Source organism: Streptomyces sp. enrichment culture, from assembly GCF_964273145.1.
In the GTDB taxonomy this organism is placed as follows: Bacteria; Actinomycetota; Actinomycetes; order Streptomycetales; family Streptomycetaceae; genus Streptomyces.
This window is the reverse complement of the sequence record NZ_OZ186873.1, coordinates 4,850,115-4,872,268: the sequence shown is the minus strand read 5'-3', so window position 1 is coordinate 4,872,268 and position 22,154 is coordinate 4,850,115. Positions and strand designations below refer to the sequence as shown.

Sequence of the window (22,154 nt, the reverse complement as noted above, 5' to 3'; positions counted from 1 at the left end):
TCAGGCGACGGCGTCGTGCAGCCGGTCGGCCTGCTTGTCCTTCAGCGGGCCGATGACCGACAGCGAGGGCCGGCGTCCCAGGACGTCGCGGGCGACCTCCCGGACGTCGTCCGGGGTGACGGAGGCTATCCGGGCCAGCATGTCGTCGACGGACATCTGCTCGCCCCAGCACAGCTCGCTCTTGCCGATACGGTTCATCAGCGCACCGGTGTCCTCCAGGCCGAGGACGGTGGAGCCCCGGAGCTGGCCGACGGCCCGGCCGATCTCGTCGTCGGACAGACCGTGCTCGGCGACGTGGTCGAGCTCGTCGCGGCAGATCTTCAGCACGTCGTGCACCTGGGAGGGGCGGCAGCCCGCGTACACGCCGAACAGGCCGCAGTCGGCGAAGCCCGAGGTGTACGAGTACACGCTGTAGGCCAGGCCGCGCTTCTCGCGGACCTCCTGGAAGAGGCGCGAGGACATGCCGCCGCCCAGGGCGGTGTTGAGGACGCCCATGGCCCAGCGGCGCTCGTCGGTGCGGGCCAGGCCCGGCATGCCGAGCACGACGTGGGCCTGCTCGGTCCTGCGGCCGATCAGCTCGACGCGGCCGGCGGTGCGGATGGTGCGCCGGCCGCCGCGCGGGGCGATGGGCCGGGCGCCCGGGTCCTTGAGGGCGCCGGCCTTCTCGAAGGCGGCGCGGACCTGGCGTACGACCTTGTCGTGGTCGACGTTGCCGGCGCACGCGACCACGAGGTGGGTCGGGTCGTAGTGCCTCTTGTAGAAGCGGCGGATGCGGTCGGCGGTCAGGGCGTTGACCGTGTCGACCGTGCCGAGGACCGGGCGGCCGAGGGGGGTGTCGCCGAACATCGTGTGCGCGAACAGGTCGTGCACGCAGTCGCCCGGGTCGTCCTCGGTCATCGCGATCTCTTCGAGGATGGCGCCGCGCTCGACGTCGACGTCCTCTTCGAGGATGAGGGAGCCGGTCAGCATGTCGCAGACCACGTCGATGGCGAGCGGCAGGTCGGTGTCGAGCACGCGCGCGTAGTAGCACGTGTACTCCTTCGCCGTGAACGCGTTCATCTCGCCGCCGACCGCGTCGAGGGCGGAGGAGATGTCGAGGGCGGACCTGCGGGACGTGCCCTTGAAGAGCAGGTGCTCCAGGTAGTGCGTGGCGCCGTTGAGCGCCGGGGTCTCGTCGCGGGAGCCGACGTGCGCCCAGATGCCGAAGGTGGCGGAGCGGACGGAGGGCAGGGTCTCGGTGACGATGCGCAGGCCGCCGGGGAGGGTGGTCTTGCGGACGGTACCGATGCCGTTCTCGCCCTGGATGAGGGTTTGGGTACGGGCGACGGCCCGCGCCTCCGAGGAGGTGCGGGCCGTCGCCTTGGAGCCGGGGGACGTCACTGGTCGGCGTCGTCCTTCTTCGTGTCGTCGGTGGACTCCTCGCCCTCGATCACGGGGATGAGGGAGAGCTTGCCGCGGGAGTCGATCTCGGCGATCTCGACCTGGACCTTGTGGCCCACACCGAGGACGTCCTCGACGTTCTCCACGCGCTTGCCGCCGGCCAGCTTGCGGATCTGCGAGATGTGCAGCAGGCCGTCCTTGCCGGGCAGCAGGGAGACGAACGCGCCGAAGGTGGTCGTCTTGACGACCGTACCGAGGTAGCGCTCGCCGACCTCCGGCATCGTCGGGTTGGCGATGCCGTTGATCGTGGCGCGGGCGGCCTCGGCGGAGGGGCCGTCGGCGGCACCGATGTAGATCGTGCCGTCGTCCTCGATGGTGATCTCGGCGCCGGTGTCCTCCTGGATCTGGTTGATCATCTTGCCCTTGGGGCCGATGACCTCACCGATCTTGTCGACCGGGATCTTGACGGTGATGATCCGCGGGGCGTGCGGGGACATCTCGTCGGGCCGGTCGATGGCCTCCATCATCACGTCGAGGATGTGGAGGCGGGCGTCGCGGGCCTGCTTGAGGGCCGCGGCCAGGACGGAGGCGGGGATGCCGTCCAGCTTGGTGTCGAGCTGGAGGGCGGTCACGAACTCCTTGGTGCCGGCGACCTTGAAGTCCATGTCGCCGAAGGCGTCCTCCGCACCGAGGATGTCGGTGAGGGTGACGTAGTGCGTCTCGCCCTCGATCTCCTGGGAGATCAGGCCCATGGCGATACCGGCGACCGGGGCCTTCAGCGGCACACCGGCGTTCAGCAGCGACATGGTGGAGGCGCAGACCGAGCCCATGGACGTCGAGCCGTTGGAGCCGAGGGCCTCGGAGACCTGACGGATCGCGTAGGGGAACTCCTCGCGCGTCGGCAGGACCGGGATCAGGGCGCGCTCGGCGAGGGCGCCGTGGCCGATCTCGCGGCGCTTGGGGGAGCCGACGCGGCCGGTCTCGCCGGTGGAGTACGGCGGGAAGTTGTAGTTGTGCATGTAACGCTTGCGCGTCACCGGCGACAGGGTGTCGAGCTGCTGCTCCATGCGGAGCATGTTCAGGGTGGTGACGCCCAGGATCTGGGTCTCACCGCGCTCGAACAGGGCCGAACCGTGGACCCGCGGGATCGCCTCGACCTCGGCGGCCAGGGTGCGGATGTCGGTGAGGCCGCGGCCGTCGATCCGCTTCTTCTCCTTGATCACGCGCTCGCGGACCAGCTGCTTGGTCAGCGAGCGGTAGGCGGCGGAGATCTCCTTCTCGCGGCCCTCGAACTCCGGCAGGAGCTTCTCGGCGGCGAGCTGCTTGACGCGGTCCAGCTCGGCCTCGCGCTCCTGCTTGCCGGCGATGGTGAGCGCCTGCGCGAGCTCGGGCTTGACGGCGGCGGTCAGCGCCTCGAAGACGTCGTCCTGGTAGTCCAGGAAGATCGGGAACTCGGCGGTCGGCTTGGCGGCCTTGGACGCCAGGTCCGACTGGGCCCGGCACAGGACCTTGATGAAGGGCTTCGCGGCCTCCAGACCGGCGGCGACGACCTCCTCGGTGGGCGCCTCGGCGCCGTTCTCGACCAGCTTGATGGTCTTCTCGGTGGCCTCGGCCTCGACCATCATGATCGCGACGTCGCCGTCCTCCAGGACGCGGCCCGCGACGACCATGTCGAAGACGGCGTCCTCGAGCTCGGTGTGGGTCGGGAAGGCCACCCACTGGCCGCGGATCAGCGCGACGCGGACGCCGCCGATCGGGCCGGAGAAGGGCAGGCCGGCCAGCTGCGTGGACGCGGACGCGGCGTTGATCGCGACGACGTCGTACAGGTGGTCGGGGTTGAGCGCCATGATGGTGGCGACGACCTGGATCTCGTTGCGCAGGCCCTTCTTGAAGGACGGGCGCAGCGGGCGGTCGATGAGGCGGCAGGTGAGGATCGCGTCCTCGGAGGGCCGGCCCTCACGGCGGAAGAAGCTGCCGGGGATCTTGCCGGCGGCGTACATCCGCTCCTCGACGTCCACCGTCAGCGGGAAGAAGTCGAGCTGGTCCTTGGGCTGCTTGGAGGCGGTGGTGGCCGACAGCACCATGGTGTCGTCGTCCAGGTACGCCACGGCGGAACCGGCGGCCTGCTTGGCCAGGCGGCCCGTCTCGAAGCGGATGGTGCGGGTGCCGAAGGCGCCGTTGTCGATGACGGCCTCGGCGTAGTGGGTCTCGTTCTCCACCAGCGTTTTCTCCGTTACTTGTCGTCTTTCGTCCCTCCTCGCCCGTGTGGCGGGGGGACGGGGCGGAGAAGCGCGCCGTCCGGTTGCGGGCCGGTCTTCGATCGAAGCACCCGGGGGGTTCGTCCCCCCGGGGGCCACTACCGAGGACCGGCGGCGGCGTGGTGCGCTCCTCCTCGTTCGGTTCGTTCGGTTGCGTGTGAGGACCGGCTACCCATCCGGGCGGGTCTTCTCACGTCGTGTCGTGGCGATGAGCGTGCGACCGCACGGCGTGCGCCGTGCTGTCGCACATGGTGCTACCACACTACAAAGCGGCGGTGACACCGCGCACGTACAGCAAAGGGAGCGGCCCCCGAACGATGGGAACCGCTCCCTCCACGGCGTCTTACTTGGCGCCCGCCGCACCGCGGCGGATGCCGAGGCGGTCGACCAGCGCACGGAAGCGCTGGATGTCCTTCTTGGCGAGGTACTGCAGCAGGCGGCGACGCTGACCGACCAGGATCAGCAGACCACGGCGGGAGTGGTGGTCGTGCTTGTGGGTCTTGAGGTGCTCGGTCAGGTCGGAGATCCGGCGGGACAGCAGAGCGACCTGGACCTCGGGGGAGCCGGTGTCACCCTCCTTGGTACCGAACTCGGCGATGATCTGCTTCTTCGTAGCGGCGTCGAGCGACACGCGTACTCCTCATAGTCTGTGAGTGGCCACCGAGTGCCCCCGGTCTTCTTCTCGGGGGGACTTCCGCGACTCGGACGGCGGGATCCGCTGGGCGCGTCCTCCAGAACCTGGCGCAGGGCCTGCGGCTCCGGGGGTGCGTACACATACGGTCGTCACTCAGGGTACCAGCCCGGAGGTGGCAGGATTTCCGCCGTGCCCCGGCGTCCGGCGAGTGGACCTCAGAGGCCACCGCGGACTTTGCCGTAGATGTCGAGGACGGCCAGGCAGATCGGGACCAGGGAGAGCAGCACCAGCGAGTCCGCGAGGTCCAGCATGCGCCCCCAGAAGGGAGAGAGACCCTTCTGGGGCACGATCAGGGCGATCGCGATCAGGAGCAGCACGCCGGCCGCGACCGAGGCGCCGAGCCACAGGGTCCGCACGTCGACCGGCCCGGAGTTCCCCTTGAGCAGTTCCATGACAATGTCGGCCGGGGGTGAGATCGCAAGGCCGAGGACCAGCAGTCCGAGCGTGACGACACCGGCCACGAACAGGCAGGTGACCTGAGCGGTGTAGCGGAACAGGCGAGCCCTCAGCATCGCGGCGAGGCCAGTGCACAGGGCGAGCAGTTGCGCCCAGCCGCTGTCGCTGAAGCCGAGCACCGCACCACCGGCGCCGATGATGACGGCGGCGCAGCCGCCGACCAGTCCGAGCAGCAGTTCATGGCCCCGGCTGGTCTGGGCGACGATGCGCTGGACGTCGACGGCCTCAAGGTCGCCGTCGCGGCCCTCGCGTCGAGCCCTGGCCAGGTCCTCCGGGTTACGGAAGCCGATCGGCAGTTTGGCGAAGCGGGCCGACCAGCCTGGCAGGAAGCCGACGACCGCGAGCGCGACGACCGAGGTGCCGGCGGCGATCTCCTGCGGTTCCGCCTCGGTGAGCACGCCGCAGAACGCGGCGAGCGTGCCGATCACGGAGGCCAGTGCCGCGGCCACGAAGGGGGCGTCTCCCTGCGGCAGCAACATGATCAACACGACGGAGAACAGCAGGACAGCGACGCAGCCGACGAGGAACTGGAGCCTTCCGGGGCCTTCACCGGCGTCTTGGGGGATGACGCCGGAGCCCGCGATGAGCGCGTGCGGCAGCGCCGAGATGCCGAGCGCGACGGCGGAGCCGCGATCGTCGTACACCCGGGCCCGCACTCCGGCCAGTGCCGTCAGGGCGAGTGCCGTCACTCCGGCGAGGATGCCCTGGAGGCCGTTCATGTCGTGCCGGACCGGGTCCGCGAACCAGAAAACGAAGCCGAGCATGACCAGCAGCAACGCGCCGGAGATGAGGCCGGCCACGCGCATCAGATTGTCATTCCAACTGCGGATGTCCTGCTTGACCGCAGCGGCGATCGCGTCGACCACGTCGTCATGCACGGCTGGCGGCAGGGAATCCGCGAAGGTCCGCAGAAGCAGCACCTCACCGTCTCTGACCCGGTGCTCGAGCAACGAACGGCTCGCGTCGAGCACTTGACCCTCACGGCTCACAAGGTGGTAGCCAGCGGGGCTGGTGTCCGACTGGACCAGGCCCGAGAGCCTGATGATCTCAGGAAAGAGGTCCTGGATCGGCAGGTCCTCGGGCAGCGCGACATCGACACGGCTGTCCGGTGCTGCGATGGTGATTCGGCAGAAACCTGTCGAAGTCCCCGTGCTCACCTGGTGTTCCCCCTGCTAGACAAGGCTGCTTCACGCCGTTCGCTACGACGTGGAGCGCCACCCTATCCGTTACCGCGCAAAACACAGGGCCTGCCTCCCTCAATTCTCTCCGTATCCCTCGGCATCTCCATCCTCCTGGCTCTCCCCCGCACTGGGCGCATCAGTAGGATCGACGCTTACGCGGACGACGCCTACGCGAACGGGAAGCACGTCGCGGTACACGGGGGCGTCGGTGCCAGGACGTATCAATCACGAAGGATGAGTGCATCGGTGAGCGTCGTCATCATCAAACGGCCGCCGCGGATACCGCCTCCGGTCGTACCGGACGGCGAGGTCAAGCTGGAGACGCCCCCCGAGATCCCTCGTGAGGGCGACGAGAGCATGCTGATGAACCTGCTCCCGATGATGGGCATGCTGGGTTCCGTCGGCTTCTTCTTCATGCCCAACTTGCCGCCCTACATGCGGGTGGTCGGTGGGCTGATGCTGGCCTCGACCGTGGCCATGGCCATCGCCCAGTTCGCCAAGTCCCGGCAGGGCGGCGGTGCCGGGATGGCTCAGGACCGGCGCGACTACTTCCGTTATCTGGAGCAGGTCCGCAAGGACGTGCGCAAGACGGCGGAACTGCAGCGGCGCAGCCAGCTCTTCCAGCACCCCGACCCGGATCAGCTGTGGGCGGTGGCGGCCGACGGCAAGCGCCTGTGGGAGCGGCGCCCGACCGACGCGGACTTCGCCTCCGTGCGGATCGGCCTCGGCACCCAGCAGCTGAACACTCCGCTGGTCGCCCCGGTGACGGCTCCCAAGGACGAGCTGGAGCCGCTGACCGCAGCGGCCATGAAGGCCTTCCTCGACGCACACGGCAGTCTGACTGACCTGCCCGTCTCCGTCTCGTTGCGCGCCTTTTACCACGTCACGATCTGCGGGGACACGGACACGGTCTACGGCAACGCCCGTGCGGCTCTGGCTCAACTGGTGACGCTGCATTCGCCAGAAGATCTACTGGTCGCCGTGGTGGCGCACCCGTCCGCGGCGGCAGAGTGGGACTGGATCAAGTGGTTGCCACACAGCCAGCACCCGAAGGCCAAGGACGGAGCCGGCTCAGCCCGGCTCCTCTTCGACGACCTCGGAGAGCTGGAAGAGGCGCTGGCGGACCAGCTGGACGACAGACCGCGCTGGAACCGTGAGGCCAACCCGGTCTACGACCAGCCGCACCTGATCGTGGTGCTGGACGGCGGCACCGTGCCACCGGACTCCGAACTCGCCAGCGCCGAAGGGCTCCAGGGCGTCACCTTTCTGGAGATCGCCCCGGGCGATCTGGAGGAGGAGCTGCGCGCCGGCCTGACGGCCTATGTGAAGCCGGACCGAATGCAGTTGTTCGTCGGCCACGAGTCCGCGTACAGCGGCAAGCCCGATGTGCTGAACCAGGCGCAGGCCGAGTCGCTGGCGCGTCAACTCGCACCCTTCCGGGTCGGCTCCGCGGAGGAGGGCGAACCCCTCCTGTCCAACCTGGACTTCACTGACCTGATGGGCATCGGAGACGCGGGGTCCGTCGACGTCTCCCGCACCTGGCGTCCGCGCACATTGCACGAGCGACTGCGGGTGCCGATTGGTGTCGGCGAGAACGGCGAGCCGGTCATGCTCGACCTCAAGGAGGCCTCTCAGGAGGGCATGGGCCCGCACGGCCTGTGCGTCGGCGCAACCGGCTCCGGCAAGTCCGAGCTGCTGCGCACCCTGGTGCTCGGTCTCGCGGTCACCCACTCCTCGGAGACGCTGAACTTCATCCTCGCGGACTTCAAGGGCGGTGCGACCTTCGCGGGCATGGCGGACATGCCACACACCGCGGCCGTCATCACCAACCTCGCAAACGACCTCACCCTCGTCGACCGTATGCGGGACGCGATCACGGGTGAGATGCAGCGCCGCCAGGAACTGCTGCGCACCGCGGGCAACTACGCCAACCTGCACGACTACGAGAAGGCCCGGGCCGCGGGCGCCGCGCTGGAACCGATGGCGTCGTTGGTGATCGTGCTCGACGAGTTCTCCGAGCTGCTCACCGCCAAACCGGACTTCATCGACATGTTCATCCAGATCGGCCGTATTGGCCGTTCGCTGGGTGTGCACCTGCTGCTGGCGTCGCAGCGTCTGGAGGAAGGCAAGCTGCGCGGCTTGGACACCTACCTGTCGTACCGGATCGGTCTGCGGACCTTCTCCGCCGCCGAGTCCCGTACGGCGATCGGCGTCCCCGACGCCTTCCACCTGCCGTCGATCCCCGGTTCCGGTTACCTGCGGTACGACACCGACACCATGGTCCGCTTCAAGGCGGCGTACGTGTCGGGGCCGTACCACGGCGAGGGTCCATCTCGCGTGAATCGCTCCACTCAGTTGCGTCCCGCGCTGTTCACGGCGGAGTACGTGGCGCTGCCCCCGCAGCCGGTCGTCCCGGAGCCGGAGACCGACAACCGTGTGGACGATGCTCTCGCCGACACCGTTCTGGACGTCATCGTCAGCCGGATGGTCAACCAGGGGCCGCCCGCCCACCAGGTGTGGCTGCCCCCGCTCGACGAGGCTCCTTCGCTGGAGCAGCTCCTGCCCCAGCTCGCCGTCACCTCCGAGCGTGGCCTGACCGCGCCCGAGTACACGGCGCTCGGCCGGCTCAACGTGCCGGTCGGCCTGGTGGACAAGCCGTTCGAGCAGCGGCGTGACGTGCTGTACCGGGACTTCTCGGGCGGTGCGGGCCACGGCCTGTTCGTCGGCGGTCCGCAGTCGGGCAAGTCGACCCTGCTGCGCACGCTCATCTCGTCGTTCGCACTGACCCACACTCCGTCCGAGGTGCAGTTCTACTGTCTGGACTTCGGCGGTGGCGGTCTGATCACGATGGAGGAGCTGGCGCACGTCGGCGGGGTCGCCAACCGGCTCGACGCCGAGAAGGTACGCCGTACGGTCAGCGAGGTCGCGGGCATCCTCGACGCCCGCGAGGAGTACTTCCGCGCCCACAACATCGATTCTGTCCAGACCTATCGGCAGCGCAGGGCCGCGGGGCATCTGCCCGACCAGCCCTGGGGTGACGTCTTCCTCGTCATCGACGGCTGGGCCACCTTCAAGACGGACTACGAGATGCTCGAAGCGACCGTCACCGACATCGCGACCCGCGGTCTCGGTTTCGGTGTGCACGTGATCCTGACCGCGAGCCGGTACACCGAGGTGCGGCCCGCACTCAAGGACATGCTCCAGAACCGCATCGAGCTGCGACTCGGCGACCCGACCGAGTCGGAGATCGACCGCAAGGTCGCGCAGAACGTACCCGCCACCATGCCGGGCCGCGGCCTGACCCCGGACAAGCTGCACTTCATGACGGCACTGCCGCGAGTCGACGGCTCGTCGGCGACGGAGGACCTGGCGGAGGCGACGTCGATCCTCGTCCGGGGCATCAATGACAACTGGCAGGGCAACCATGCTCCGGCCGTACGGCTGCTGCCCACCATGCTGTCGGCGGACCGGCTGCCCAAGGGGTTCGAGCATCCGGACCGCGGTATCGCCATCGGCATCGACGAGTCGGCACTGGCCCCGGTCTTCGTCGACTTCGAGACGGACCCGCACTTCATCATCTTCGGTGAGAGCGAGTCCGGTAAGTCCGCGATGCTGCGCCTGCTCATCAAGCAGATCACCGAGCGCTACACGCCGGATCAGGCGAAGATCGTCATGGGTGACTATCGGCGTGCCCACCTGGAGGGCGTGCCCGAGTCGCACCTGTCGCGTTACTGCCCGTCGGCGCCCGCGCTGACGGAGACCCTGGAAGGGCTAGCCGGTTCGATGAGCCGCCGTATGCCGGGCCCGGACGTCACGCCCGAACAGCTGCGCAACCGCAGTTGGTACAGCAGCCCGGACGCGTTCGTCATCATCGACGACTACGACCTGGTGGCAACGGGCATGAATCCTCTGTCTCCGCTCCTCGAGTACCTTCCCTTCGCCCGGGACATCGGTCTGCGCATCATCATCGCGCGCGCCTCGGGCGGTGCCAGTCGGTCGTTGTACGAGCCGGTGATGCAGCGCCTGCGCGAGCTGGGCGCACAGGGCGTCGTACTCTCGGGCGACCGGACGGAGGGTGCGCTGCTCGGCAACATCACTCCGTCGCAGCTGCCGCCCGGTCGGGGGTACTTTCACACGCGTCGGCGCAGTGGGCAGCTGATTCAGACGGCATGGCTGCCAGCTCGGTTCTGACCGGCGGGCACCTCCGTGCGGAAGGGGGGGCGGCACCCGGATGGGTGCCGCCCCCCCCGGTGCGTGTGGGTGGGAGGAGTGAGACGCGTCTGGGGTGGATCGTATGTGAGGTGATGGGCTGCGTGCGAGAGGGTGGGTTCGGGCCCGGTGCGGTCGCTAGGGTGGTGTTGCGACAGAACAACCGAGTTACGGGGGGCAGTTGTGGCCAATGACGGGCTACGCGCCGATCCCTCGGTTCTCAAGACCGAGGGCTTCAACATGTTCACGGTGGGCCAGGACTTCAGCAAGGCGGTCAAGCGCCTGCAGACGGGGCTAACCGCGCTCGAAGGCGGCAACGGCACCACCCCGCCGTGGGGTGATGACGAGATCGGCGAAAAGTTCGGAGTCGTCTACGAGGGTCTGCGCGACGGCATGTACCAGTCGATGGGCAGCCTGGCGGAGCGGCTCGCGGGGATGGGACTGGCCTTCACCGAAATGGGCGTGCGGCACGAGCGCAACGAGGGTAACGAGGACGCCGCTTGGCGGGATCTGACCTCCCAGTACGACGGCCAGGTGGAGATGCCGTCGGAGGTGCACGCCTCGTTGCGTCCCCGGCAGGATCTCTGATCCGGGAACGCGCCGTGGACCGGGGGTGATTCGTCCTTCCCGGAGCGTGTGCTCCGCCTACGCCAGTAGGGTTGGGACACATACTTGGTTCGCACGTCGGAAAGAGGCCCAGCAGGATGACCGAAGCCCAGGACGACAAGGTCGACGCGCAGGTCGAGGACGTCAAGGCGCGCAAGGAACGGGAGAGGGACGAGTTGTACGCTCTCGACATCTCGGGGGTCGAGTGGCACTGTGCGCCCGGCACTGAGAAGCACGAAGAGCGAGTCGAGATCGCATACCTGCCGGGGGGTGCGGTGGCCATGCGGTCGTCCCTCGACCCCGACACCGTGCTGCGTTACACCGAGGCGGAGTGGCGGGCGTTCGTGCTCGGAGCGCGGGACGGGGAGTTCGACCTGGAACCGGCGCCGCACAATGGCGGGGTGTCGGCCGAGTAGGTCGTCTTCGGGACTTCGATTGTCACCTCGGCTGCCGCACCCGATTGCGGTCTCGGCCGTTTACGGCGGTACCTTTACTTGCTGCCGGCATAGTTCGGTGCCTGGGATCGGCGTTGTACGTGAATGAGTCTGCGGCGGCAAGGGACCCGGCGAAGGACAGCGACCCATGAGCGGCCCGGAGACCGAGGGCTGGCTCGAAGCCGCGGTCCCTCAAGGGTGAGCCGCTGCTGATGGTCGTTGACTGCGACTCGCCCGAGGACAAGACGGACGACCGGTTGCCCGGCAAGAGCGTGGAATGCGGGTCGGAGTAAGACCGGGGCGTTCACCGTCACGGCATCCGGCGCCTCGGCTTCACGTGTGCTTCACCGGGATCCGAGCCGGCCTGCGGCTCGCTTGCCGACTGGTCGTCGGCCGCCGCAGTAGGCGTTGGCCGGCTCTTCGCGACAGCTGATCGAGCGGGATTAGGACAGCACATCCCCCAGCGACGCGCCCACCGCTCCGGGAACGATCGCCATCATGGCCCAGTGAGTGCGTCCTCACCTCACCAACGCCACGCCGATGCCTGTGGAACTGAGGCACCCGCCGTATGAAACACACCAAAGTCGCCTCCCTATATCGATGTTGAGGCGCACCCCGACCGGAAAGAGGCAGACCAGCGTCGGCATCGCCCCGGCAGCCATGAGACCATCACGCGCTCCGCGCCTGCCGTGACCGTTCCCTCGCGCACTTCACGTCCGACTGTTCCTGGAAACACGCCCGAAGTTCCTCCGCGTCCGACCGGCCGAACCGTCCTCGCTACCCCTGCCTGCACCGGCACCAGTTCGCTGTCGGGTGACGTCAAGACGAGGCGGCGTTGCCCATCACGGGCCTCGCACTCACGGTGATGCCGGATGCCGGGGAACAGTGCTGTTCTGCAACGGTTTTGTGACAACACCCCTCTGAAGCCGCTTGCGGGCGTGTCCGTAAGCTGTGCGAAGGCCGTACAACCGTGTGGTTTTTCTCGGTGGGCGAGGAGGGTTGTGCGGTCGTGGTGGGTGACGGGGGTTGCTGCTGTGTCGATGATGCTGCCGGACGAGCTTGAGTGGGTCCTGCAGATGCTCGGCTACAACTGGCCGACCGCGGACGAGGACAAGCTCAGGGAGTCCGCCCAGTTGTGGCGGACGTTCGGTGACGACGTCACCGGTCTGCACACCGCGGCCAACGCCAGCGCGCGTACGGTCGTCGCGCACAACGCCGGTGAATCGATCGACGCATTCACCAAGGCCTACGCCAAGTTCGACGGCGGCAGCGGCGGGAGTGACGGCTACCTGGCCGACGCCGCCCAGGCCGCATACATCATCGCCAACGTGCTGGAGTCCTGCGCCTACCTCGTCGAATTCGCCAAGTGGGCGGTCATCGCCCAGTTGATCGCCTTGGCCATCGAGATCGCCGCCGCGCAGGTCGCCGCCCCTTTCACCTTCGGTCTGTCCGAGGTCGCCGCCCTGGGCGCCACCCAGGCCACCCGGCTGATCGTGCGCCGTCTTCTGGACGAGCTGAAGCAGGCCTTGATGGAAGCGGTCGTCGAGGCGTTGAAGGAGCCGGCGATCTCCGCGGTCGAGGCGATGATCACCGATCTGGTGCGGCAGTCGGTCAATGTCGGCTTCGGTGCCCAGCAGGGCTTCGACCTGTCCCAGACCGCCAGCGCCGGTGTCCAGGGCGGCTGGGAGGCCATCAAGCAGACCCCGCAGACCCTGGCCGAAGGGGTGCGCGACAGCCTGGGCCAGAAGGCGGGTAACCGGTTCCACCACGCCATCGACAGCCGCATCGACGGCTATGGCGGGACACCGGGCACGCCGGAGGTTCCGGGGGCGGACGGCGGAGACGGCGGCAGTGACGGCGACTCCGGCTCAGGGGCCACCCGCTCCAATCCGGGCTCCGTCCCCAGGGGTTCGGACTCCCCATCGTCTTCCACGACGCGTTCGGACGCCGGGTCCGGACCGGGAGCGGACATCGGCGGGGGGATCTCCGCCGACACCAGCGGCAGCCGTGTCGGCGTGCCGGACATGGGCACAGGCCCCGACCCCGAACCAGGCTCCGGGTCCGGGCAGGGTCCGTCCTCCTCGGACGTCTCGTACCCGAGACCGACGACGTCGCACTCAGGGCCGTCCCTGTCGGATTTCGACGATCCCACACCCGGTGGTACCTCGTCGAACGCGTCGGACAACAGCAGTTCGTCCGGTGCTCCGGGCTCGGCCGGTCCTTCCCCCTCCGGTGGCGGATCCCCCGTCTCCGGCCTGTCCTCACCCACCCCGCACTCCGCGCCCACTCCCACCTCATCCAGTGGTATGTCGTCCCCGCCCGGGGGCAGCGCGATCAGCACCTCCATCGACAGCCTCGCCGCCGGCATCCCCGCCCAGCCCAACACCGCCCCCGCACCAGCCACGACCGACACCTCCTCCAGCGGGGGCAGCGGCCGTACGGACGGTGGTTCCACCATGCCGTCCTCGCCCACGCCTCCGTCACATGCGGGCGGCACGACAGGCACACGTCCCGGCACCCTCACATCCGGCGGCACGCCCTCCACAACCAGCCCCACCCCCAACTCCGGTCCGGCAAGGAACTCCTCCGCCACCGCACCCGGCGCCCCGTCCGCGGCCACGGGAACCGGCCCCGCCTCCACCCCGAACCCCACATCACCGACGACGCCCCGGACCGCCCCGACACCGGACAGCCGCATACCGGCCCAGCGCACCCCCGGCAACGCCCCGGACGGCAACACCACACCCCGCAGCACCCCGGACGCGGCTGGAGGCCCCCGCACCCACAGCCCGAACACGAACCCGGCCCCCGGCACGGCCCCAGCCCCGAGCCAGCACCCTACTCAGACCACCCCCCACCAGAACCCGGCTCAGGCGTCCCCCTCCAGGTCCGCCGGCATTCCGACGACCACGCCCCCCACCTCAACCGGCGCAGGCTCCGACCGGGCCTCGGTACCCAACAGCAGGACGGCGAACTCCTCGCCTCAGTCCGGCCCCACCCCCCAGAGCACGCCCAGCGGCCAGCACCAGCCGGGCACCGGCCCTGCCCGGCCACCCCAGCGGCCCGCGACCAACACCCCGAACACGCCCAGCACCCCGCAGCAGCCGGCCGCCCACCCCCACACCCCGCAGCAGAACGCACCTCACACCCAACAGCAGGTGACAGCGGTCCCCCTCTACACCATCACTCCCACCCCGGGACCTGCGGCGTCACCGTCACACTCGGCCCCTGCCACACCCCAGCCCCCAGGCTCGCCCGCCACCACCCCCAGCCCGCAGCAGCCACAGCAGGACAGCCTGGAAACCATCCGTGCCGACCTGAACCACTCCCCCGGCGGTCTGACCCCGCCCGACCCCGCCGATCAACAGGCCCTGGCCGATGCCGTCCCCCACACCGAGGACGGCACCCCCCAGCGCTTCCCCGACCCCTTCGGCCCCTGGACCCAACTCCAGAACGACGGTGGCAACACCGTCCCCGGACGCAGCAACAACTGCGCCGACTGCTCCCGCTCCTTCCTGGAGACCTGGTACGGCAACCCCCAGGTCTCCGCTCCCCGCACCATCGACCTCGACGAACACGGCAACCCCGACCCCTGGTCCCCCGAGCACAACGCCAACGCCAACCAGATCCGCTGGACCGGTGCCGCCCACACCTACGCCGGCCCCGGAGGCGACCCCGACACCGCGCACACCATCGCCTCCACCCTCCAGCAGGCCGGACACGGCGCAGCCGCCATCGTCCAGGTCGACTGGCCCGGCGGAGGCGGTCACGCCTTCAACGCCGTCAACCACCACGGCACCATCATTTGGATCGACACCCAAAGCGGTGACGTCAGCCACACCCCCCTCCACCTCGACCAAGCCGCACACGTCTGGCACATCCCCCTCGACGCCGACCAGCGCCCCATCGACACCACCCAACCCCGCGCCAAGAACGACGGACAACCGGAGAACAACCAAAACCCCCAGAACGACAGTGGCAGCCCGTCCGAGCCGGACAGCGCACCTAATGGCCGGGAGCCGTCCCCGGATACACCAAGCCCCTCGGACCAGCGGTCGCGCCTGGACGGAGCAACGCGGCTTGACGAGCAGGGCCGGACCTCCGGCAAGGGGTCCGGGCAGCCGACCGCGACGACGCAGACCCCGGCCCGGCCCGAATCCCCGGGGTCTGCCAAAGACAACGCAGATGGCCAAGACGACAACCCCTACACCGTTCCTCACGACCGCGGTGAAAGCGACACTTCGGACGAGAGTCGCCGTGTCACTAAAAACGGCCCGGACAGTGATGTCTCGCGCACGCATGCAGATCCTGAAGGCACGGGTTCCAGGGAATACGGTATCGAGCCCGACCAACTGCAGAGCGACCTACGCATGCAGCGAGACGTCCACAGAGTCGAACTGGACCGGATTCACGACCGCCTCCAGCAGTGGGCGGAGTCGGGCGAACTCACACGCGTACTGCGGGCGACCTCCAAAGACGGTCCGCACCCCGACCCCGACGGCCCATATAGCTTCACCAGGGCCCAACTCAGCCAACACCTGGAGGGGTTCGATCGGCTCTCGCAAGGAGAGCAGCAGGCGGTCGTCGCTTCGCTTGCCCGGCTCAGCTTCTCTTTCCACAAAGAGCACAGCGTGGGCGCCAACCCGGAGCGAGTCAACCGCCCTTACCGAGGTGAGGGCGAGGGCGACCCAGCACCGAAAACACCCGACCGAGGCGCCAAGCTGTCCAGGGAGTCACTCGGTGTGCGACTGCATCGGATGGCGGTCAACCAGCTCTTCAAGAGGGCTTTTTTCAAAAAGCTCCCCTCCGACGAAGCGGGAAAGGTCAGGCGCAGCGGGCCAGACTTCAGTGGCAAGAACTTCGCGGTCCTCGAAGTGCAGGGCCCACCACCGGACCACGAAGTCACCTATGCCGTGGACTCTTCTGTTCCGGCCAATCAGAAATTGCCAGGAGTTCAACCACGTCACTCGGAGAGACATCTGCTCGACTGGCTCAAGCGTGTGGACCCCGAGGGCGCGAAGTACACACCGTTGGGTCTCTATACCGAGCGCGAGCCGTGCGGACAAGGCGAGGGACACATGAAGTGCTCCACGGTCCTCCTGGACGAGCGCTTCAACGACGTACCGATCCATTACAGCACGACCTACCGAGACGATCCTGCAGGCGTTGCAATACGCAAAAAGATGCTCAGCGAGAGGGACAAAACCCTTGAGAAATTGAAAGGCATGTCGGACGACGAAATAAAGGAGCACATGACAGAGAAATGGAGCGAACGCTACAAGAGTGATGGAGAACGGCTCGCGAGGGCACTGGACAGACTCGAGGGAAAATCAGGCGCACAACTCATCAAGTCCATAACCAAGGAGCTGGACGCTCAGCGCAAAGAGACCAGGACCCTTAAGGAGCAAGCCATTGCCGCAGAATTTGATCGACACATCATTGCCCTCAAGAAAACCTGGGACGCGATCCTTCCTGCGCTGATGAAGTGACGGCACGCAAGTCAGACGCCGCTCAGGGGAACACCCTCAACCGCTCCCATGTGCCAGAACTAGGCTATGCACCATGCCAGAAGCCATTGACACCCTCGTACGGGACCTCTCGGCCAGGGACCGCACCGTTCGCAGGACCGCGGAGGACACTCTCGTCGCACTCGGCGCACAGGGCGTCGACCAGCTCCTGCCCTACCTCCGCGACGGACAACCAAAGAGGGTGAGGCGGGACGTCGAATCCCTCTTCAATCGCTTGGGTGACGAGGCTCTGCCTCGCCTGCGTGAGATCCGGCGTGAAGGCCCCGGCCAGCTGCGCGGCAAGGCGCTTGAGATGCTGGTCAACCTGGGCGGTGCGGACGCACTCGACGAGGCCGACCGGCGTGCCGTGGAACGCCTCGTGCGGATCAAGCTGCTGGAGGAACTCCCGGTGGAAGTTCCCATGGAGGCCGGCCGCTGGCTGGCCTTCCCGGCGGACCGGCTCGACGACGCCGTAGCCGCTCTCGGCCTGCACGACCTCCGCCCGGTCACCACCGTCATGGGCGTGGCCGCCGCCACCCAGGCCGCCGACTCCCTGCAGTTCCAGGATTCCCGGGGTGAGACACAGACGGCTTACCGGGTCTTCATCACCCCGGAATTCGAGAACTGGCGCGCAAAGGGGCAGATCAAGAACTGGCGCATGCTGTGGGGAAACTCGTTCCTGGACGAACTCGACGGTTTTCGGCTGGCCAGGGTACTCAGCGGGCGATGTAGCGAGGCTCACTTCTACGTCCTCGACCCCTACAACTCCGCCGAGAACTGGTACGTCGCCCGCGACGGCCACGTGGTGCGGAGCTACGGCACCTACGACGACCCGCGATTCGAAGGAGAACCACTGCCCTTCGAGGTCTGGTACATGGAGGAAGCCGACGAGGACGAGGCTGAGGAGTACGCCGAAGGCGTTCCCGACACGTTCACTGCGGCCGACAACCTCTCGGTCCATCCCGGCCCCATGCTCGCGGAACACACCCACGGCCACGGCTGGCTCGCCACCACCCACCCCGACGTGCCCAACTCCCGTTTCAAGGGCGCCCTGCCCGTCTGAAGCCCGTGCCGGCCACCGGCCTGAACCGCCCGACAGTCGAAAGCCTTCGCACACGTCCGCGCCAGCGGAGGACGGAAATCCATGACCGATTCAACCGGCGGCTACGCTCCACACCCCCACATAGGTGGCCGTATCAACGCCCTGCGTGCGCTCACCGCCTGGCGCACGGCACGGCCAGGGACGCCTCGGGTGGTGGCCTTGACGGGCAATTCAGGCAGTGGCCGCTCACGGCTGCTCACCGGGTTTCTGATGCTCTGCGACCCGGAATCCCGCAAGCGGCTGGACCTCGATCGGCTCGACCCGTCAAGTGTGCCTCCTGAGCTGCCCGCGCCCGCCGCGGCGAACGCGCGCGGGCTGACAGCCCAGCAATTTCTCTGGGCCCTCGCCGATCACTATGGACTACCGGCGGTCCGCACCGAGGACATCTACGCAGAGCTGGCAGTCATCGACGAACCCGTGTCGATCGTCGTTCTGGACGTGGATCAGGCAGGCCCGGTCAGGCACACGGACGAACCCTCCGTGCTCGTACGCCATGTGCTCACACCGCTCGCCGCCCTCGACTCGGTCCGCCTTGTGGCGGAGCTGCCGCGGCACCTCGTCACCGAACTGGCCGCGGGCCTGCCGCCCGGTACCGTGCAGATCGTCGATCTCGACGAGCCGCAGTGGGCTGACCCCGAAGGGCTCGTACGGCACGCCCAGGCGGCATTGAGTCCTCAATTCGCCGGACGGGTGTTGCCGTTCGCTGTGGACCTCGAGAGCCGGCGCTCCCTCTCCGCGGCCATCGGGCGCCGTGCGGGCACCAGTCCACTGGTCGTCCAGCTCGCGGTCCAGAGCATCCTCACCGCTCCCGAAGGCTTCGACCCGGATGAGGAGAGCCACCTGCCGACCTCGGTGGGCGAGGCACTCGATCTGCACGCCCGACGGCTCGGTTCCGACCCCCGGACGCTGCGGCTGATGCTGGCACCGCTCGCCCTGGCCGAGGGCGACGGTATTCCCATCCACCTGTGGACGCGGCTGGCGAGCGCGGTCGCCGGGCAGGACATGAGCCGGGCCGTCATAGACGGGATGCTGCTCGCCGGTCCGTTCGTGCAACCCGTGGAGCGGAAGGCGGGCGGAGACGGAGACGACCGCGGGAACAGCGGGCGTACGCTGCTGCGCCTGCTGCACCCGGCTATCGGCGAGGAGATCCGCGCCGGTCTGCCGAACGTCCGCGCCGCCCAGACGCAGATCGCGATGGCGCTGTTGGAGGCTGTGCCGGAGCAGGACTGGAGCAAGGCCGACCCCTACGTACGCGATCACATCGCGGGGCACACCCTGGCGGCGGGCCTGCTGCCCCAGCTCCTCACCGACCCCGGGCTGTTCGTCCACGCCGACCCGGTGCCGCTGCGGGCCGCCGTCGAGGCCGTCCCCCCAGAGACGCTCGGTGCACCCGCCCGCACCTACCTGCGCACAGCGCCCCTGCTCACCCGGCACGAGGCCTCCGAGCTGTGGCGTGCCGCCCTGCTGGAGACGGCGTTCGTCGAGGACGGCCTGCCCGAGTACGCCGACGCCGTCCACCGGCTCGGCCTCGACCTGCCCTGGCGGACCCTGTGGAGCCTGCCCGTCACCGGCATCAGCGAAGTGGCGGTCGGCAGCCTCCCCGACGCCGAGGCACCCGCGGCCCGCGTGGCGGTGCTCGTCGTACCACCGGGCACTCCCGGCGCGCACCCGGTGGACGAGAGGGGCGAGTCCGCGGTGCTCGTCCACGGCCTCGTACGACCGGACGTCCCCGGCAACGTCGCACTCGGGCAGGTCCTGTGCCCGTCCGAGGAGGAGCGGGCCGCCGCCCCGCTGAGGCTGAGCCGCGGCGCCGATTACCTGCGCGTCTGGGACCGGGCGAGTGGGGAGGTCGTGGCCGCGCTGATCTCCGACGCACCGTTCACCTCCGCCGATCTCTCCCCCGACGGCATCCTCGTCGTCGCGACCGAGCGCGGGGCGAAGGCCCTCCGCATCCGACCGACGGATCCGGCGATAGCCTCGTAGACGCATACCGCCCGTTCTCTTCCACCCGCTCGGCCTCCTCACCCGCTCGACCGACCACCTCGAAGGAGCCCTCCGTGATCAGCCAGGAGCAGGCGCTTGCCGTCGCCGACCGTTGGCTCAACCCGGAAGGGTCGGCGGAGCCGCACCGCGAGGTACGGGTGCGGGAGTTCGACCTGGGCTGGGTCGTATGGATCGCGCCCGCGGAACCCGGGCGCGACCCGGAGACGGGGGAACGGCGGCCGCCCGCCGAGATCGGTGACGCGTGCGGAGTCGTGGACCGGCATACCGGCGAGCTGACGGTCTGGCCGTCGGTGCCGGTCGAGGAGGTCGTACAGATGTACCGGCAGAAGCACGACGGCACGGCGCCGTACACGGACGCGCCCGAAGGCGCCCGTCCGGTCACCGGTCCCGGTAACACCGCCGTCTTCACCTACGTCGCCCCGGCGAACGGAGAGGAGACCACCCTCTACCGCACCTCCGCCCCGGGCCAGCCTCCCGCCGAGTACCAGGCGTGGGCCGAGCTGCAGCGGATGAACGTACCCGTCGACAATGTCCTTGCTGTCCACACCGACCTGCGTCCCAGCCTGCTCCCCGGCGGCTACACAGCCGAACTCCTCAACGCCTTCCCCAACGCCCGGCTCTCCTACTCTCAGACATACGGTGCCCGCCCCGAGGCACGCGCGAAGGGCATCGCCGCACTGGTCGAGCAGGTCGAGACGATGCACCGGATCGCGGGTCAGCAGCCGCCGCCCCGCCCGCACCGCCTCCCGGTTCCCACCAGGGTGACACCTGCGGAGCCGATGCGTGACGTGACCCTAGGCCACCACCTCGTCGAGGTCTTCGGCCCGGACGGCGTACGCCGCTACGACGCCGACGACATCGCTGCCGCCCCCCTGCCCGAGACCACCAAGTCGACACTCACTTGGGCAGGGCTCCCCACCGATCTCCCGCTCTTCTTCACCGCCGACCGGCCCGACACGCCTCCCGTCGGCGGCCTGTTCACCGATGTCGCCACGAATCTGCGCGAGCGACGCAGCCCGGCCGGCGAGGAGAAGGTCGGTTCCCTGGCGCACCTGGTCCGGATCGGTTTCGACGGAGTCGCGGTCGTGGCGGTGCAGTACCGTCCGGGTACAGGACAGCCGGACGGCCTCGGCACGGTCTGGTCGGTGGACCCGGTCACCGCCGCGGCTCGCTACGTCAACGGCTCGGTGGCCGCCTTCGCCCGCTGCCTGGCGCTGCTCGCCACGGCACGGCAACGGATGCGGGGCCTGGACCCGGTCGCGGCCGGCGCGGAAGTCGCGGCCCTGCAGGAACGGTTGGTGGCCGTCGACGCGTCCGCGCTGGCGCATGCGGACGCCTGGTGGTCGCTGATCGTCGAGCAGATGTGGCACGGGCTGTTCTGACCGGCCTTCCGAAGAACCCCACCGAGAGAACCAAGGAGAGCAACCCGTGACCGCGGACAACCCGGCACCGCCAATCAGTCCCGAGCAGGCCCTCGACATCGTGCGCAGCCGCTACGCGCAGCCCGAGCTGCCCGACGGTACCTCCGCCCAGCTGCGCGTCGAGGAATTCGACATCGGATACCTGGTGTACGCGGAGTTCCCCCCTGCCACGGACGCCGCCGGCCGACCCCGGCCCGCTCCGCCCGGCGGCAGCAAAATCGTGGTCTCCAAGGAGACCGGTGAGACCGTCACCGTCCCCAATTACCCGACCGAGACGGCCATCGCGCTGTACCGCAGACAGCGCCAGACGCCTCACCACCCCGGCGTGTAACGAACACGCATGTCCGAATGTCCTACTGCCTGGTCAGTACAACGGGAATCCCCCGTTGTGCCGCCCTTTGACCTTGTTCTCCTGCCGCGAGGACCGGTCCCCGGCGCGTCCCGGCTCGGTCGCCCTCGGGGACGCCTCAGAGGGGTCGTCGCTCGCCGGCGCCTCTCCGCTCCTGATTTGCTCGCGTTCCTCCTCGGACAGCGACTCCCACTGACCGCGCAGAGACGCCATGCCTCCGCCGCTCAGGGCTCGTGCCACCGCAGGGTTGTCCAGAGCGTCACGCAGAGCGAGGCGGCCGGAGAGCAGCTTCTTCGCCGCCTCCTGCATGTCCTTGCCCGCGGCATCGGTCTCGGACAGCTTGCGCAGGGCGGAGTTCAGAGAACGTATCTGTTCCGGTTCCAGTGCCTCGTCCAGCACACCGCGGTCCGGAGGAGAGCCATGCGGGTTCGGCGAGTTCTGGGATCGCCTGGTCATGTCGCTTCTCCTCACTGTTCCTCGCGTCTCACCACCTGAAGTATCTCCCACCACGCGCGGCTGCCATGCTGGCCCCATCGGCAGAAGAGGAGAAGGA

The 22,154-nt window shown here is 68.6% G+C and carries 13 protein-coding genes; 8 read left to right on the top strand and 5 right to left on the bottom strand.

The genetic code is table 11. The annotated features are described in order from the left end of the window. The 4 genes from ACSU6Z_RS22020 to eccD all read right to left on the bottom strand — a co-directional run bounded on the left by ACSU6Z_RS22020 (position 1) and on the right by eccD (position 5,945). On the bottom strand, positions 1-1,380 hold the full coding sequence (locus tag ACSU6Z_RS22020; protein ID WP_437048038.1) for a M16 family metallopeptidase: 1,380 nt from the start codon (positions 1,378-1,380) through the stop codon (positions 1-3). Then, complete coding sequence (locus ACSU6Z_RS22015; RefSeq protein WP_437048037.1) at positions 1,377-3,599, bottom strand: polyribonucleotide nucleotidyltransferase; 2,223 nt, start codon at positions 3,597-3,599, stop codon at positions 1,377-1,379. Before ACSU6Z_RS22015 ends, ACSU6Z_RS22020 begins: the two co-directional genes overlap by 4 nt. 382 nt (positions 3,600-3,981) lie before the next feature. Further along, positions 3,982-4,269, bottom strand: a complete 288-nt coding sequence (gene rpsO / locus ACSU6Z_RS22010; RefSeq protein ID WP_003997419.1) for a 30S ribosomal protein S15 — start codon at positions 4,267-4,269, stop codon at positions 3,982-3,984. A gap of 218 nt (positions 4,270-4,487) precedes the next feature. Then, positions 4,488-5,945 carry a type VII secretion integral membrane protein EccD gene (gene eccD / locus ACSU6Z_RS22005; RefSeq protein WP_437048035.1) on the bottom strand — a complete coding sequence of 486 codons (1,458 nt, stop codon included), beginning with the start codon at positions 5,943-5,945 and terminating at the stop codon, positions 4,488-4,490. Between the two features lie 270 nt (positions 5,946-6,215). On the opposite strand from eccD, the gene eccCa reads away from it, so the two are divergent. The 8 genes from eccCa to ACSU6Z_RS21965 all read left to right on the top strand — a co-directional run bounded on the left by eccCa (position 6,216) and on the right by ACSU6Z_RS21965 (position 21,583). Further along, positions 6,216-10,160 (top strand): type VII secretion protein EccCa, encoded by a 3,945-nt coding sequence (gene eccCa / locus ACSU6Z_RS22000; protein WP_437048033.1) that lies wholly within the window; start codon positions 6,216-6,218, stop codon positions 10,158-10,160. A 201-nt stretch (positions 10,161-10,361) separates the two neighbouring features. Continuing rightward, entirely contained in the window at positions 10,362-10,766 is a 405-nt protein-coding gene (locus ACSU6Z_RS21995; protein ID WP_437048032.1) for a hypothetical protein, read from the top strand. A 116-nt stretch (positions 10,767-10,882) separates the two neighbouring features. Further along, complete coding sequence (locus tag ACSU6Z_RS21990) at positions 10,883-11,200, top strand: DUF397 domain-containing protein (protein WP_437048030.1); 318 nt, start codon at positions 10,883-10,885, stop codon at positions 11,198-11,200. A 1,058-nt stretch (positions 11,201-12,258) separates the two neighbouring features. Further along, on the top strand, positions 12,259-16,707 hold the full coding sequence (locus ACSU6Z_RS21985; protein WP_437050419.1) for a toxin glutamine deamidase domain-containing protein: 4,449 nt from the start codon (positions 12,259-12,261) through the stop codon (positions 16,705-16,707). A gap of 73 nt (positions 16,708-16,780) precedes the next feature. Further along, the gene (locus tag ACSU6Z_RS21980; RefSeq protein ID WP_437048028.1) at positions 16,781-17,788 is read left to right on the top strand and encodes a HEAT repeat domain-containing protein; all 1,008 of its coding nucleotides are present in this window, start codon (positions 16,781-16,783) and stop codon (positions 17,786-17,788) included. A gap of 81 nt (positions 17,789-17,869) precedes the next feature. After that, positions 17,870-19,810 (top strand): ATP-binding protein, encoded by a 1,941-nt coding sequence (locus tag ACSU6Z_RS21975; protein ID WP_437048026.1) that lies wholly within the window; start codon positions 17,870-17,872, stop codon positions 19,808-19,810. Positions 19,811-19,884: 74 nt separating this feature from the next. Next, positions 19,885-21,213: an SUKH-4 family immunity protein gene (locus ACSU6Z_RS21970; RefSeq protein WP_437048024.1), complete on the top strand. Its 1,329-nt coding sequence runs from the start codon at positions 19,885-19,887 to the stop codon at positions 21,211-21,213. Between the two features lie 46 nt (positions 21,214-21,259). Continuing rightward, positions 21,260-21,583 carry a hypothetical protein gene (locus ACSU6Z_RS21965; RefSeq protein ID WP_437048023.1) on the top strand — a complete coding sequence of 108 codons (324 nt, stop codon included), beginning with the start codon at positions 21,260-21,262 and terminating at the stop codon, positions 21,581-21,583. 33 nt (positions 21,584-21,616) lie between these two features. Here the strand turns inward: ACSU6Z_RS21965 and ACSU6Z_RS21960 are convergent, their stop codons facing one another. Further along, a complete protein-coding gene (locus ACSU6Z_RS21960; RefSeq protein WP_437048021.1) occupies positions 21,617-22,057 on the bottom strand; it encodes a hypothetical protein in 441 nt (146 codons plus the stop codon). Positions 22,058-22,154: the final 97 nt, after the last annotated feature.